Source organism: Rhodoferax sp., from assembly GCF_030646845.1.
GTDB lineage: Bacteria > Pseudomonadota > Gammaproteobacteria > Burkholderiales > Burkholderiaceae_C > Rhodoferax.
The window spans coordinates 88,281-103,831 of record NZ_JAUSLE010000076.1 but is presented as its reverse complement, the minus strand read 5'-3'; the positions used below and the strand labels follow the sequence as shown (position 1 = coordinate 103,831).

12 protein-coding genes are annotated in these 15,551 nt (G+C 56.3%); 6 read left to right on the top strand and 6 right to left on the bottom strand.

Going from position 1 to position 15,551, the window contains the following annotated elements; all coding sequences use genetic code 11:
* The 4 genes from Q7T10_RS19120 to Q7T10_RS19105 all read left to right on the top strand — a co-directional run.
* Window positions 1–526, top strand: a 526-nt coding sequence (locus tag Q7T10_RS19120) for a GDP-mannose 4,6-dehydratase (RefSeq protein ID WP_304751257.1), incomplete at its 5' end; no start/stop codon positions are given.
* 52 nt (window positions 527–578) lie between these two features.
* A complete protein-coding gene (locus tag Q7T10_RS19115) occupies window positions 579–1,682 on the top strand; it encodes an NDP-sugar synthase (protein ID WP_304751255.1) in 1,104 nt (367 codons plus the stop codon).
* 48 nt (window positions 1,683–1,730) lie between these two features.
* Entirely contained in the window at window positions 1,731–3,209 is a 1,479-nt protein-coding gene (locus Q7T10_RS19110; RefSeq protein WP_304751253.1) for a mannose-1-phosphate guanylyltransferase/mannose-6-phosphate isomerase, read from the top strand.
* A 120-nt stretch (window positions 3,210–3,329) separates the two neighbouring features.
* Window positions 3,330–4,643 carry a GNAT family N-acetyltransferase gene (locus Q7T10_RS19105; RefSeq protein ID WP_304751251.1) on the top strand — a complete coding sequence of 438 codons (1,314 nt, stop codon included), beginning with the start codon at window positions 3,330–3,332 and terminating at the stop codon, window positions 4,641–4,643.
* A gap of 24 nt (window positions 4,644–4,667) precedes the next feature.
* Here the strand turns inward: Q7T10_RS19105 and Q7T10_RS19100 are convergent, their stop codons facing one another.
* Window positions 4,668–5,483: a serine protease gene (locus Q7T10_RS19100; RefSeq protein ID WP_304751249.1), complete on the bottom strand. Its 816-nt coding sequence runs from the start codon at window positions 5,481–5,483 to the stop codon at window positions 4,668–4,670.
* A gap of 137 nt (window positions 5,484–5,620) precedes the next feature.
* Here Q7T10_RS19100 and prsT (Q7T10_RS19095) point away from each other — a divergent pair, with 137 nt between their 5' ends.
* The gene (gene prsT, locus Q7T10_RS19095) at window positions 5,621–8,458 is read left to right on the top strand and encodes an XrtA/PEP-CTERM system TPR-repeat protein PrsT (protein ID WP_304751247.1); all 2,838 of its coding nucleotides are present in this window, start codon (window positions 5,621–5,623) and stop codon (window positions 8,456–8,458) included.
* A gap of 187 nt (window positions 8,459–8,645) precedes the next feature.
* Window positions 8,646–9,416 carry an exosortase-dependent surface protein XDP1 gene (gene xdp1, locus Q7T10_RS19090; protein ID WP_304751245.1) on the top strand — a complete coding sequence of 257 codons (771 nt, stop codon included), beginning with the start codon at window positions 8,646–8,648 and terminating at the stop codon, window positions 9,414–9,416.
* A 135-nt stretch (window positions 9,417–9,551) separates the two neighbouring features.
* Here xdp1 and Q7T10_RS19085 read toward each other — a convergent pair whose 3' ends face one another.
* The 5 genes from Q7T10_RS19085 to prsT (Q7T10_RS19065) form a co-directional block, all read right to left on the bottom strand.
* Entirely contained in the window at window positions 9,552–10,649 is a 1,098-nt protein-coding gene (locus Q7T10_RS19085) for a nucleotidyltransferase family protein (RefSeq protein ID WP_304751243.1), read from the bottom strand.
* Window positions 10,646–11,560: an HprK-related kinase A gene (locus Q7T10_RS19080; protein WP_304751241.1), complete on the bottom strand. Its 915-nt coding sequence runs from the start codon at window positions 11,558–11,560 to the stop codon at window positions 10,646–10,648. The genes Q7T10_RS19085 and Q7T10_RS19080 overlap by 4 nt, the downstream gene beginning before the upstream one ends.
* Window positions 11,561–11,562: 2 nt before the next feature.
* Entirely contained in the window at window positions 11,563–11,853 is a 291-nt protein-coding gene (locus Q7T10_RS19075; protein ID WP_304751239.1) for a hypothetical protein, read from the bottom strand.
* 3 nt (window positions 11,854–11,856) lie between these two features.
* Window positions 11,857–12,477: a hypothetical protein gene (locus Q7T10_RS19070; RefSeq protein ID WP_304751237.1), complete on the bottom strand. Its 621-nt coding sequence runs from the start codon at window positions 12,475–12,477 to the stop codon at window positions 11,857–11,859.
* 281 nt (window positions 12,478–12,758) lie between these two features.
* Window positions 12,759–15,533 (bottom strand): XrtA/PEP-CTERM system TPR-repeat protein PrsT, encoded by a 2,775-nt coding sequence (gene prsT / locus Q7T10_RS19065; RefSeq protein ID WP_304751235.1) that lies wholly within the window; start codon window positions 15,531–15,533, stop codon window positions 12,759–12,761.
* Window positions 15,534–15,551: the final 18 nt, after the last annotated feature.

The window sequence follows — 15,551 nt, the reverse complement described above, 5'->3', positions numbered from 1 at the left end:
CAGCGACCCCACCTGGCACATTGGCATCCTGCGCTACTTCAACCCGGTGGGGGCCCACGCCAGCGGCCTGATCGGCGAAGACCCGCAAGGCACGCCCAACAACCTGTTGCCGTTCGTGGCGCAAGTGGCCGTGGGGCGACGCGAGTTCCTGAATGTCTGGGGCAGCGACTACGACACACCCGACGGCACCGGTGTGCGCGACTACATTCATGTGGTGGACCTGGCTTTGGGACACCTCAAGGCCCTGGACAGACTTAAAAAACAGGCCGAGTGCCTGGCCGTCAACCTGGGGACGGGGACCGGCTACAGCGTGCTGGACATGGTGCGAGCATTTGAGAAGGCCAGCGGCAAACCGGTGTCCTACAAGTTGGCTGAACGACGGGCCGGCGACATAGCCGCGTGTTACGCTGACCCCACCCAGGCTTTGGCGTTGCTGGGCTGGCGCGCAGAACGCGGGATGGATGCCATGTGTGCGGACGCGTGGCGCTGGCAAAGCGGCAACCCCACCGGTTACGCGATCGACTGAATTTGAGGCCTGCAAGGAACGATAAAGATGAATACCTGGGATGGAGTCAAGTATGGCTAAGGGAATGATTCTGGCGGCCGGTCAAGGTACCCGCGTGCGTCCTCTGACGAACGACCTGCCAAAACCAATGGTGCCCGTGCTGGGCAAACCGGTCATGGAGTACCTGATTGAGCACCTCGCGCGCCACGGCATCACCGAGATCATGGTCAATGTGGCTTGGCACCATCAAAAGATTGAAGAATACTTTGGCGACGGCCACCGCTGGGGTGTCCAGATTGGTTACTCATACGAGGGCGTTCGCGACCATGGCGACATCCTGCCCCGCCCCATGGGCTCGGCCGGCGGCATGCGGCGCATTCAGGACTTTGGTGGCTTCTTTGATGACACCACCCTGGTGTTATGCGGCGATGCGCTCATTGATCTGGATATCACCGCCGCGCTGGCCGAGCACAAGGCGAAGGGCGCCATCGCCAGCGTGGTCGCCCTCGATGTGCCACTGGCCGAGGTGCAGGCCTATGGCATCGTGGTGGCGGCGCCTGACGGGCGCATTCTGTCCTTTCAGGAAAAACCCAAGCCCTCAGAAGCCAAGTCGACCCTGGCCAGCACCGGTATTTATATTTTCGAGCCCGCCGTGCTGGACCTGGTGCCCCCCGGCCAGGTTTATGACATTGGCTCGCAACTGTTCCCGCAATTGGTCGAGCAGAATCTGCCCTTCTTTGCCCAGAACCGTCCATTCAAATGGATCGACATTGGCCGGGTCAGCGACTATTGGTCTGTGTTGCAGCGGGTGCTACGGGGGGAAGTAGCCCAGATGCAGATACCGGGGCGGGAGATAAAGCCTGGCATCTGGGTCGGACTCAATACCTCCATTCCGTGGGACGAGGTCACGATTGAAGGGCCGGTGTACATCGGCTCCAGCGTGCGAATAGAGCCTGGCGCAACCATTACGGGGCCGGCGTGGATCGGCCATGGCAGCCATATTCGAACCGGCGCCAAGGTGGTGCGCAGCATTCTGTTCGAGTACACCCGCATCGCCGCTGACATGCGATTCAGCGAGATGATTGTCTCGCCCGACTACTGCGTCGACCGGCACGGCGACACGCTGTACCGCGGTGACGACACCGCGCAGCTGCGCTGGGGCGATGCCAGGGCATGACAACTGCAACTGATTGTTTCACTCTTTTGATTTGAGATTGCGCATCCCATGTTGATCCAACCCATTGTCCTGTCCGGCGGCTCCGGTACCCGCCTGTGGCCCCTGTCGCGCGAGAAATACCCCAAGCAGCTGCTGCCACTGATTGGCGAAGACTCCCTGCTGCAAGCCACCATCCGGCGGGTCGAGGGCATCGCTGGCGCCGAGCTGGCGCCCCCCATGGTGGTGTGCAACGAGGAATATCGCTTTGTCATCGCCGAGCAGTTGCGCCTGCTGGGCAAGCCCGGCACCATCGTGCTTGAGCCAACCGGTCGCAATACGGCACCAGCCCTCACACTGGCTGCCTTTGCCGCTATCAAAAACGGAGCAGACCCGGTTTTGCTGGTCATGCCAGCTGACCACGTGATCACCGATACGGCCGCGTTCAGGCGTGTGGTCGGCCAGGGCGCGATGCTGGCGGCCGATGGTGCAGTGGTCACCTTTGGCATCACGCCCGATGCCCCGGAAACCGGCTATGGCTACATCCAGTCGGGCGCGGCCTACCCGGGACACTCAAGCAAGGCAGACGGGGCCCCGGCCCGGTTGATCGCCCGTTTTGTGGAAAAGCCGGACCTGCCGACGGCGCAGAGCTATCTGGATGCGGGCTCGTACCTGTGGAACAGCGGCCTGTTCATGATGCGTGCATCGGTCTGGCTGACGGCCATTGGTGCTTGTCGACCCGACATCCTGGCGGCCTGCCAAACCGCCTGGGACCAGGGCTCCACGGACGCCGAGTTTGTTCGAGTTGGCAAGGAAGCGTTTGCCAAGTGCCCCAGCGACTCCATCGACTACGCGGTGATGGAGCGGATCGCCGCAAGCGCATCCAGTTCCGATGCAGCTTCCGCCTCGCTCCCGCCCGGGGTAGTCATTCCACTCACCGCAGGATGGTCCGACGTGGGCGCATGGGACGCGCTCTGGCAGGTACTCCCGAAAGACGCATCCGGCAACGTCACTCAAGGTGATGTGCTGCTGCAAGACTGTCATGACACGCTCGCTTTTTCGGAGAGCCGGCTCATTGCCTGTGTGGGCGTGAACGAATTGGTCGTGGTGGAGACTGCGGATGCCATTCTGGTGGCTCACAAGGACCAGACACAAGACGTCAAGAAGATCGTCGACCAACTGAAGCTGGCCGGGCGAAACGAGGGGCAGATACATCGCAAGGTATTTCGTCCTTGGGGCTCGTATGACAGCGTGGACGCCGGAGAGCGTTTTCAGGTCAAGCGCATCGTTGTCAAACCAGGCGGCACACTGTCCCTGCAAATGCACCACCACCGCGCCGAGCACTGGATTGTGGTGAGCGGTACCGCCAAAGTGACGCGAGGTGACAATACGTTCCTTTTGTCAGAGAATGAGTCGACCTTTATTCCGCTGGGCACGACCCATCGTCTGGAGAACCCCGGGCGGGTGCCGCTGGAAATGATCGAGGTGCAATCAGGTGCCTATCTGGGTGAAGACGACATTGTCCGGTTTGACGATGTCTATGGGCGTTAGATGTCCGCCTTGTCAAACGTCAATGTCCATGTCATGCAATAAAGTACAAGTGACCATGAAAACGCCATGTCACCCAATTTTTGGCCGAACAGACAAAGCGACAACGCTACAAGAAGCTGAATGAGAAATTCCCGGGCATCCGGTGCAAAAAGACATTTGCATCAAACACTTCGGAAAGTATTTTCTTTCTTTCCGCGAGCCTTTCGGTTTGCGGTGTACCGGTCCTTTGTTGACTGCGATCCCAAACCCGACAAACGCCTGGTGCTCAAGATAGCTGAAACGAAGGAAGAACTGGAGGCCTGTTTCAGGCTTCTTCATGATGCTTATGTTGGCAGCGGGTTCATGAAGCCCGATCCATCAGGCATGCGTGCCACCATCTACCATGCCCTGCCCACCACCACCACGCTCTGCGCCAAGTTCGATGGCGAGGTTGTAGGAACGTTATCGCTGATTCGCGAAAGTGTTTTCGGTTTTCCCTTACAGTCCATTTTTGACCTGCACGACGTTCGTGAGAAAAAGGGCAGAGTCGCTGAAGTATCTGCGCTTGCGGTGCATCCAAAATTTCGGAAAACAGGGGGAACCATTCTGTTTCCGCTGATGAAATTCATGTATGAATATTGCACCACTTACTTTGATACCCGCCATCTTGTGATCGCAGTCAATCCCAACCGGATTGAAATGTACGAGTCTCTCTTGTTCTTTGAAAGACTGACGGAGAACTCGGTTGATAACTACGATTTCGCAAATGGAGCGCCTGCTGTAGGGGCCTCTCTTGACTTGCACGTAGCGCCTGAGATTTTCAAACGGGTTTATGGAAAAAAACCGAGACGCAAGAATCTGTACTTATATTTCCTGCGAACCCGATTGCGAAACATTGTCATGCCAGGTCGGCGCTACTTCACGACGAATGATCCTGTGATGACTCCGGACCTGCTCGACTACTTCTTCAACGAGCGCACCCACACTTTTCAGGATCTAGATGACCGGGAGAAGGGTCTGCTCCATTCCATCTACAACTTGCCGGAATACCAACGCGTACTGCCGCCGGTTTTTTCCGAGTCAACCTTCCGTGTCCGTCAGCGCAAGCATCAGCGGTACTCACTCAAATGCCCCGGTAGTTTTTCTGTCACTACCGATGGAAAGACAGCTGTCTACGCGCTAAGCGTGGTTGAGTTTTCCGATGATGGTTTTCTGGCGAACTCCAAGACACCCTTGCCTGGAAACGTTTGGGGCGCAGCCAGCGTTCGACTGGGGAGCGAGGAGAAATCAGTCGTGAAAGCCATGGTAGTTCGTGGCAATCACAAGGGCTCCTACGGCTTCTATGGATTCAAACTGGCTGAATCAGATCTGGCCTGGCGAAAACTCGTCGGTGTGCTCAAATCTGGCACAACCCATGAAGACTTGGACAATGCCACCCGTTTTCTGCAAGACTGAGCGGTCCAATCCCTGAATTCAATATCAGTTAGCCTTGCCTCTTTGCAGCAATTGCAGAACAAAGCCCGATGGAATTGCGTAGCTGATCCCCGACGGGTTCGTCAAAGCGGACTCCCGCGTCCCCTTGATAAAGACCATATTGACAACGCCCAGAACCTCGCCCGTCTCTGGATCAAACAAGGGGCCGCCACTGTTTCCGGGATAAGCCGTTCCATCTAGCTGAAAGACATCGAAACTGCTCCCGCCGCGCAAGCTGCGTATCGTTTTTTCATTGAGTTGCTGGGCGGAAGGTGTGGGCAGAGCAGCCGCGGCAATGGAAGAAACCATGCCACGGTGCGTCACGGGCGAGAAACCAAGAGCTCCCCCGATTGGAAACCCCATGAAGGCAATGGCTTGCCCCTCTTGAACGGCGCTCGAATCACGCACACTGAGCGACGGTGCTGGCGGGCCGTCAAAACGCAACAAAACCAGGTCATGAAGTTTGTCCACTTCGAGCACCGTGACGGGTCGCATCTGAACCTCACTATTGCCCACCCTGAGCTGAATGACCAAAGCCGCCTCAACATCCTGTTCAGCCGGTTGTTGAAGGACATGCGCGTTGGTGATGACCAGATTGCTTCCACCCACACTTCCATTGCTCACGACGAAACCGGTGCCCCTGAGGGAAAATCGCGGACTGTTTGTGCTCTTGTAGGTTCCTACAATGACCACCGACGGCTTGACTTTGGTAATCGTGCTGGAGATGTCAGCCCTGACAGACCCGACAAAAAAAACGCCAGCAAGAATAGGAACGAGAAGAACTAGCTTCGATTTCATTTGTTCACCCTCCATGATTTTCATACTCGATGAGCCACTCAATTATGCGGCCTTGCCACCCGTTATGGTTTGGATTCGGTGCATCGAGGCTGCGCATCTGGTCTCGTAACATACACTCATATTGAACGCACGAACGCATCATTGCACTGTCCGAGTCATCTATGTCTGCCACCATCACCCCCCGGCTTGTCCACTACGCCAAAGTTCGGGCCCTCGCCCTCGCTTTGGTTACTTCGTTCGTAGTCTTTGCCCCCTATGAATCCTGGGCTGCAGACAGCAAAGCGTCCAAGTATTACGAGGACGCCTTGGGACGCTACGAGAAAAAAGACCTCACCGGCGCGATTATTCAGCTGAAAAACGCACTGCAAATTGACAAAAACATGCTGCCGGTGCAAATGCTGCTCGGCAAGGCCTTGCTGCAAAACGGCGATGTGGTGGCGGCAGAGGTCGCCTTGACGGAAGCCCTCCGCCTGGGCGTGAATCGCGCAGAAGTCGTGGTCCCGCTGGGGCAGGCCTTTATGGCCCAAGGCAAACATAATCTTATCTTTGAGCAGCAGCAGTTCAACCTGGCCGGTTTGCCTTCGGGCGTGCAACTGCAGCTTCTGCTGCTTCGCGCCGCCGCCAGCGCTGATCTTGGCGATGTACGTAGCGCCATGAAGGCGGTTGATGAGGCCCGTGCCATTGATCCAAAACTGGCCGCGGTCTGGCTGGCTGAAATTCCGATACGCATCCGCTCACGCCAATTTAGCGAAGCTGGCGCGGCGGCTGAACGCGCACTGGCACTCACGCCCGACTTCGCTGAAGCCTGGTACCAGAAAGGCTCCGTGGCGCACGTGTCGGGGGATCTGGCAAGCACACTTTCCGCCTACGACCGGGCTATCAAACTCGATGCCACGCACGTGGAAGCGCGCGTGGCCCGCGCCGGCCTGTACTTGGACCTCGGCCGCCAGCCCGACGCGGCCAAGGATGTGGAGGAACTGAAGCGCATTGCACCCAACGAGCCACGAGCGTCCTATCTGCAGGCGTTGCTGGCTGAGCGCGACAACAAACCCGAGCTCGCAAGCAAAGCGCTGAAAGACCTGGTTGGGCTGATTGACCCGGTGCCCATCGATTTCATCCGTTACCGCCCTCAACTGCTGATGCTCAATGGACTGGCCCACTTTGGCCTCGGTGAGCGCGAAAAGGCAAAGCAATACCTGGAGGTATTCCAGAAGTCGCAAAGCAACTCGCCGGCGTCCAAACTGCTGGCGCAGATCTACTTGGGCGAATCCAGCACTGACCGCGCCATCGAAGTCCTGGAAACCTATTTGAAATCAAACCCCGCCGATGGTCAGGCGATGACACTGTTGGGCTCGGCACTCATGTCCAAGGGTCAACATGCACGCGCCACGGCTTTGATGCAGCAAGCGCTGAAGACCAAAGACGCACCCGAATTTCGTACCGTACTCGGTTTGAGCCTGATCCGCAGCGGTCAGGCGAGTCATGGGATGGCAGAACTGGAAGCCGCTTACAAGAAAGACCCCCGCCAGACCCAGGCAGGCGCCGCCCTGGTTGGTCTGTATCTGCGCAGTGGGCAGGCCGCCAAGGCAGTGGCAGTTGCTGAAGGCCTGGTGAAACAACAGGCCTCCAATGCCAGTTTTTTCAATCTCCTGGGACTCGCCAAAGGGCAAGCTGGAAACCTGACGGGCGCCAAAGCTGCGTTTGACCAAGCAGTCAAGCTCGACAGCGGCCTGATATCACCCAAGATCAACCTGGCGCGTCTGGACATAACCAATAAGGCCTATGACGCGGCCGCTATCCGTCTTGCCGCCATTCTCAAGGCAGACGAAAAAAACACAGAGGCCATATTTGAGATGGCGACCTTGTCGGACCGACTAGGCCAAGCCGCCGAGACGCAGCGCTGGCTGGAAAAAGCCAACGACCTCTCTGGCCCAAAGGAAGTCCGTTGGGGGCTGGCATTGTCTGATTTTCACCTGCGCAATGGCCGTCCCGGCCCGGCGCTGGAAGCGGCCAAGCAGGTGTCTGGCAAGGCGCCGCATGACCTGTCCGTGCTGCTGGCCTATGCCAAAGCGCAACTGGCAAGTGGCAACAGTCCCGGCGCGAAGAGCACCTTGGCCAGCGCCACCCGGGTTGCCGACTACAACCCAGGGTTGCAGCTCCAAATCGCCGCGCTGCAACTGACTGCGCAGAACGTGCCGGGCGCGGCCTATAGTCTGGAAAAGGCACTCTCCAGTCAACCCGATTTTCTGCCCGCCATGGCCTTAATGACAGAGGTGGAATTGCGCCAGGCAGAGCCCGCCAAAGCGGAAAAACGCGCGCGCGATATTATTGCGAAAAATCCGAAACGCGCCATTGGTCATAGTCTGCTGGGCGACGTGGCCCTAGCCCGGGGACAGACCCCTGCGGCGCTGGACGCTTACCGCCGCGCCCATCAACTTGAGCCATCGACGGAGACTTTGCTGCGACTGTTTCGCACACTGGCAAGCCAGGACGGCGGCAAACCTGCTGTGCAGCTAGCTGAGCAATGGATGAAGGCCCACCCCACAGACGCCCGCACCCAGAGAGCACTGGCCGACGCCCATGCACGAGGCGGAAATTTTTTGCTGGCACGGGCGTCGTACGAAAACCTGATCAGAATCACACCGGATGACGGTGAGGCCTTGAACAACCTGGCCAATGTGTTGTTGCGGCTGAAAGATCCGGGCGCTGTCAGGATTGCGGAGCTGGCCGTGACCAAGAACCCCAACAACCCCAACGCCATCGATACCCTGGGCTGGGCCCAGTTTCAAGGGGGCCAAACCGACCGCGCCCTGCAGCTCCTGCGCGATGCCCGGCTACGCGACCCCGGCAACCCCGAGATTCGCTACCACTTGGCGGTGGTGTTGGCGCAGACTGGTCGCAAAACTGAAGCCCGCGAAGAGCTTGAAGCGGCATTGACAAGCGGCGCGGTGTTTGAGAGTTCTGCAGATGCCGCAGTGCTGATGAAGGCTGTCAAATAGCGGCACATGCGGTTCAAATGTGTCGACATTTCTTACAGAACGAATTCTCCTGCATGTTAAGTGAAATGTAACTCATTGAAACATAAGTAAAAACTCATTTGGCACGAATCTCGCATGATGCCGAGAAGAATAGCGCTGACCGTCATAACCCCTCTGAAGAGCGCTGTTATTTTTGAGGTTCAAGACCATGAAAACCACCATATCTACGAATGTCGCCCGGAGTCTGGTTCTTTGTGCAGCTGCGATGATGGCACTACCCATTTACGCAGCCTCAACTTGGGCTGTTGGCAATTGCACAGTCAGCACATTGCAGTCCGCAGGTACGGGTTGTGGCTCAGCAGGAAACAGCGTCCATGCATACGCATATGCGGTGAGCTCGACTTTTAATGGTGCGAATTTGTTTCGATATGCTGGTTCTGGTTTAGGGGTGGCGTATGGGAGTGAATCAACGACCTCGCCAGAACACGCAATGGACAACTACGGTCGGACGGAATTGATCGCTTTTAGATTTGACCAGTCGGTGGCGTTGGACAAAATTACCTTGGGCTGGACCCAAGGCGATGCGGATTTCTCCTTGTTTGCCTGGAATGGGCCCGGAACTCCCAACAATACGGGCAGTGACAAGATTGCGGGAAAAACAATCGGAACCTTGGCTTCGTCTTGGAGTTTGATTGGAAATTATTCGAATGCGGGTGGAACTCTTTCCCCTGACACCAGAAATAACGACATTGTTAGCACCGTGAATTCGGGGAATGTCAGTTCGAGTTGGTGGATCATCAGCGCCTATAACAGCGGCTACGGTGGAAGCTCACTTGACAGCGTTTCGGACTACATGAAAATTATGTCTTTTGCCAGCAAGGATACAACCCAAGTCCCAGAACCTGGCTCTCTTGCCCTGCTTGGTGCGGGAGTCCTCGGCTTGATGGCTGCACGGCGCCGCAGCGCGAAAGCAGCCTGATCTTGCCGTTAGGCCTTAAATTCAAAGCCTAATTCGCTACATATTTGATAGCAAATCGTTAGTTCCGCAGGAAATGGCGCGGTTAATCCAGAATTTCCTTAACTGGAAATCAGGTTCCAGCCCGTGATCCGAATCTCACGCATCCTGCACCCTGGCACGAACGACCAGCTTGCGTCCCAAATGCCGAATCAAAAGCCAGGGCGGCATGCGCAGCCAATGCCCACGCAAGTAGAGGAGCCACCTTGCCAACGGTGTCCAACCGTCGGATGTGCTTGCATGGGTTGGTCTCAGTGCACGCAGAAACAAGGCATCCATCACCGCCAAGTGAGCAGGTGAAGTTGGGGCTCCTGGCGCGCTCCTGATTGTCTTTATCACTGCCGCTGGCATCGGCGTGGCAAGCATGAGCGCTGCGTATCTCAACGCGTAAAACAGTGGCCGCACAAGCTCCAGCTCAATGGCTCGTGGGACAAGGGTCTGCCAGAAAGCATCCTGGCCATCAAACTCCCGCAGCAGACTGTCAATATCGACGATGCCACGAAATCCCTGATCAAGCTCCCCTTCATGGAACAGATGCGACGCACTGTGCAACAGCATGTCCGGCGGCGCCAGCGACTTTACCGTGCTATCGGCGTGGACGGGACGTGCCGAAGCAAGAAGGGAGTGCGAACTCGGATGGGAACGAGACGAAATTGGGACAATCGCATGATGAACATCGATAACCGTTCCGCGTTGAAAATGCCGCATGGGCGGCAGCTCATGCATCCAGGTCCGATAGTAGCGCTGATCGTAGGCAGATTTCGCCTCAGATACCCAACCCCGCATCATCAATGCCGACTCAACTTCTGGCAAGGCATCACGTGGCACAAGGATATCGATGTCAGACATCGTCCGTCCTCGTGCAGCCGCCAGACCACCCATCGCATACGCCGCGCCCTTGAGCAACACCACCGCTACGCCAGTGCGCGCCATCGCCTCTTCGATGAGTTGCACCTCCCATCGGAGCTCACGCTGCTGACGAAGTGCCAAATTGGCGGCTGACTCAAGATGCCGTCGGGGCTGCTCCGGGAGCTGCTCCATCAATCCGGCAGCCTGGCAATTGGCCGCAATGCGGGCAAGCATGTCAGCCTTGCGGCCCTGACGAATCAGACGATCCCATTGCTGCATGCTCAAGTCCGTCACACTCACGGGCTCCATCAGTGCATCAACCAGCAGTTTGATTGAGGGCAATGTCATTCGGGCATTGGCAATTTGGAGAAAACAGCAATCGCATCGTCCAGTCGGCCATACGAAAAATCGTAGCAATCGCAACGACCAATCAAATCCGACAAGGCCTCAAACCCACGTCGCCCATGGACGCTCTGATTAAAACTGTTTTCGGCGAGCTGCATGAAACTCGTGGCTTTGCAACGAACTTCCAAAGAGGCCGGTGCATCGGCCACAAAACGAGGAAAAACCACCCAGGCAGGCAGCGCTGCTTCGTCTGCCCGGCGCAAGCTGTCAGCCGGTGCCCGCATGTGCGCCACGTTTCCCTTCATCGTGTCGTAGGCAACCGGACCCATGACTACACTGGGCGCAAGTTTTCGGATGATTTCGATCGATTGGTTCTTCAGGCTAACCGGTCGCGGGGAAGGAGTCACAAGACCCGTCGCAGGGTCAAGCAAAGCCATTTCGTCCGATAGCAGGCGCCAGCCATTCAGCAAAAGCGCCGCGCAGAGCGTGCTTTTCCCGGACCCCGGCGGGGCGGGCATGATGAGAACGCGCCCGTGTCGCTCCAGCACGGCGGAATGCACAGTGATCCAAGTGTGGCAATAGCTGGTCACACACCAGTTCAACCCCCATTCAAGAAAGGCAAAGGCCTCGCCGGCCGCCAACGGTGTGAACGGCTGCATACCGTCCATTTCAAATACGCAAAGCGGCTTGGGGAATGGTCTTCCTTTCACCACTGCGACATGAAAGTCCGAGAACTCGCTTCCATCAGGAAACCACTCGTATTCAGAATAAAGCGCAGCAATTCCCTCAGCGACGACTGGAATCGAGCTCTGCACTCTGAAAACAAATGGCGGGAGGCGGAGACATATCCCGCCATGGGCAAGCCGCCGTACAAGCTCACCCCGCGATAGGGAAGCAACAGTCGTTCGAGTCAAAGCTAAGACCGATCAATGAGTTTCAATGATTGAAAATGATGCAGGACATTTTCAATCAATTTCACATCATCATCGGTCGGCGCGTCTTCCATCAACTCCTCAGCAAGTTCAACTGAGGTCCAATGCATTCGCCCCATGAGCAAGGCCATGACGGCACCTGAAGCTGGCGTCAGGCACTTCAGTTGTCCGCCCGCGTCATCAAACAGAACAGCCCCATCTGGCCACTGACGCAATGAAAAATCCGCTGAACGACTACAGCACCACTGAAAGTCAGTTTGAGTTACTGCGGTCACCGCTCAAGTACCACCGTAGACATAATCGAAATATTCAAGCCAATTTGCCATCGTCCAAGTCTGACCCGCCACGGGAGACCAGTTACCTTGATTGTCCCAAATCTGCTTGCATTGCCATGTGGTAAGCAACACTTTGGTCGAGTCGTCCCCATTTGCAACAGCCGTCAAAAAAGTGCCGACTACATGGCGCGCCAAAGCGGTTGTATCGTTGGCGTTTCCGTTCATTTCAAGGACTTGTTGCAGGGTTTTGCCTGTATATTCGTTCCCCGGATTGCTCGTGAAACCAGCTGTAACTTCTCCTGGCCCCAGAAGTTTGGTAAGGAAAAAAGACTTCGTTTTATCTGAATAGGGAGCTGGGTGACTGTGGTTCTTCCAGTAGCCATGAGAAAAACAAGTCCACCCTTGATTTGGCTTGTGGCTGAGTTTCATATTCGCGGCTTTAAGCGACGAGAATGCCGACGGTTTGATACAAACGTCGTTTGCCAGCGCCGACTGACTCGTCAACCCAAACATGACAGGCGTCGCGGCAAGCCCGGCACGGATCAGTCGCCGTCGAGCCAAACCCGACTCTACGCTTGACCCGTCATGTGAACTTTGGACTTCAGTTTTCGAATTTTCTAACATGAAACACCACCTACTTCAAATTCTGGAGCTTCGACCCACGCACAACCGCTTAGTCAAATCTACCGTGCGACTACTCGCCAACACCGTGACACTCTTCCTGAAATCATCCACTTGGCCAACTGCCGTATTACACCAAGAACCGTTTCAATCCAAGTCCAGCAATTTTCGAGCCACAAGCCCACCTGAAGTGTAAGTGATTGATTGGCAAGAAGTTATCCCCGTTCATCAGTCCCGAGTCGTCAGCAAGATTCAAGCTGTGTAAAATTTCCCGACACATCGATTCATAAGGTTTTCAAGAGACTGGCCACCTCAGCCTGTCCCGTAAACTTGTCACCTAGCTTGGTCAGATCGTCCAGTTCTTTCTTTGCCAAGTCCTTTTTTCCACCTTTGATGTGAATTTTTGCCAAATTGAGCTTGAACAAGGCATTCTCCGGCTGCAGGGCCAACGCCTTGTTTTGCAGCTCCACCGCCTTCAGATAGTCGCCTTTGTCAGACAGCAGCACAGCCAGGGTATCCATAAAGGCGGGCTGATTGGGGACCAAGGCATTGGCCTTCTCGGCGTAAGCGATGGCACCCTCTTTGTTCAGTTTGGAGGTGACCCATGCAAGGTTGTTGTAGGCGACCGCGTTGCTGGGTTGCAGCTTGACCACCGCCGCATAGTTTTTCTCCGCAATGCTGTAGTCTTGACGCGCAATGGCACGGTCGCCCAGGTAAGCTAGGAAGACTGTGTCTTTGGGATTGTCCTTCTGCCATGCGACTGCAAACTTGTCTGCGTCCGCGCGCTTCCCGGAGGCCAGCAAGACAGCATGCAGTTTCAATGCCAGTTCAGGGGAACTCACCTGCTTCAGGCCGGCACGAAAAACTGTTGCAGCGCTATCCCAGTTTTTCTGCGAGGCGTTGATGTCGCCTTCCAGGACATAGCCTGCCGCTTCCTTGGGCCGTTGCTTCTGCACCGTACGGGCCGTCGTCATTGCATCCTGAAAATTCTTCGCCTCCAGGTCGAGCGCGATCAAGGCGCGCTGCGCTTCCAGCAAGTCCGGTTTGATCGCAAGCCCTTTTCGAAGGCTTTGGGCCGCAGCCTCCCTGTTCTTTTCACCCAAGTGGGTTTCAGCCAGGCGCATATGGGGTTGCGGCGATAGTGGCTGCATGACTACCAATTTACTGTAAGTGGCAATGGCCTGGTTGAATTCCCCCGAAGCCTGTTGGGTACGGCCCAATGCATCCAGGACCTCAGGCGAATCGGGCAACGCAGCCACTGCATTTTGGGCCGTCGATGACGCCAGTTTGATCTCCTTCTTTCGCAGGTAGAAATCAATCAGTAACAAACGTGGAGCCACATCTGTCGGACTGGCTGTGATCGCATTTCCGACCAATTTGGCTACCTCCTCTGTGGCAGCCCCCGATCTTGATGCCATGTCCGCAAGCGCCAGCCAAGCCTGGACATTCTTGGGATTCTTGGTCAACACCGCCTCGAATCGCTTCTTGGCATCCTCAGGCTTCTTGTCGGCCATGTCCAGCCCTGCCAGACTGGCCACTGCGGGGAAGTATTCCGGATCAATCTCCAGCGCGCGCTCAAAGCTCTTTTTCGCACCGGCAATGTCTTTCTTGGCCAGCAGGGTTCTGGCCCTCAGATGCGCCGCCAAAGGCTTGTCAGGCTGCTTCTTTTCAAGACCGTCGATCGCCTTCAAAGCTTTGTCGAACTCCTGACGCCGCAAGTGCGCGCTAATCAATGCGAGGTCAGCAGTGGTCCCAGTGTCGGACAACGCAATATCCTGCAACTCATCAAAAGCAACATCGGCTGGTCCGGTCATCAAATGGGTCAACGCGAGGGATGTCCGTTTTCTGCCGTCCTTGGGACTCTGCTGAGCCGCCTTCGCAAAATACTCCTCCGCCTTCTTGACATCGCCACTCTGCAGATAAACCTCGCCTGCCACTGAAAGCAGTTCAGGGTCGACATTTTCCCTCTCCAGGCCAGGCAACAGCGTCGCCATCGCCTTGGCCGGCTGCCCTGACCGAAGATAGGTCACGACAAGCAACCGACGCGCCAGCACAAGCGTGGGTACGGCCTGCACGACCTTGCTCAAATAGCCTTCCGCCTGCAGGAGTGAATTGAGTTGAAGCTCCACGGCACCGGCCAACTGCAAACCTTGTATGTTCGTTGGGGCAGTCCTCAGAACCTGTTGCACCAACTCCCTTGCGGATTTGAAATCCTTTTTTTGAAATGCCAACAGGGCCGCAAGGTAATTGGTCTGCGGGTGATTCGCCGAAAACTTCTTCAATTGCTCCAGTTGGGCCGCCGCGTCCGTCAGATTGCCTTGTTGCAGCAACATCGATATGACGGCGGCATGTCCTGGCAGAAAATCCGGTTTGATTTCAACTGTTTTGCGATAGACAAGCAATGCATCGCTGGGTTGATTCTTTGCATACAACAAAATGTCGCCTTTGAGCTTCCAGGCCTCATAGCTCCCCGGAGACTTGGCAATCACCTCATCGGCCAGCGCCAGCGCGCCATCAAAATCGCGTTGCCCGGCCTTTTGTCGTGCCTGCTCAATCAGAGCGGGCGCATACCCTGGCTGCGCCAGCAAAGCAGCGTTCAACGCTCCTTGTGAAAGCTCCGACTTGCCCTGCGTTGAATACGCAACTGCAAGCGACATCTGGAGGCCTGCTTTGGCGGACGCCTCGCTCAGGTCAACCTTGGCGAACTCATCTGTCAGCTTCTTCGTCTGCCCTTGCGCCAACAATGCCTTGGCCAATTTCGGAACCACCAAATCCTGCGGATGCTTCAAATCCAGGGCCTTACGCAGTTCCGTTTCAGCACCAACGGGATCACCGCCGTCAAGAAGCGCGCTACCTAACAAGAAACGTGCTTCGGCCGAGTCCGGATTGCTTTGCAGCACATTCTTGATCTGGATGACTGCAGCCTTACTGTCGTTCTTCGCCAAATAGTCCTTGGCGGAAGCGAGCATCGTCTCCGGCTTCTCGCCGCAAGCTGCGAGAAGCAATGACATGAGCAAGGCTGACATCGCCATGCGAGGCTTTGAATATTTGGCGTTCATATTTTGATTCCCTGAAAC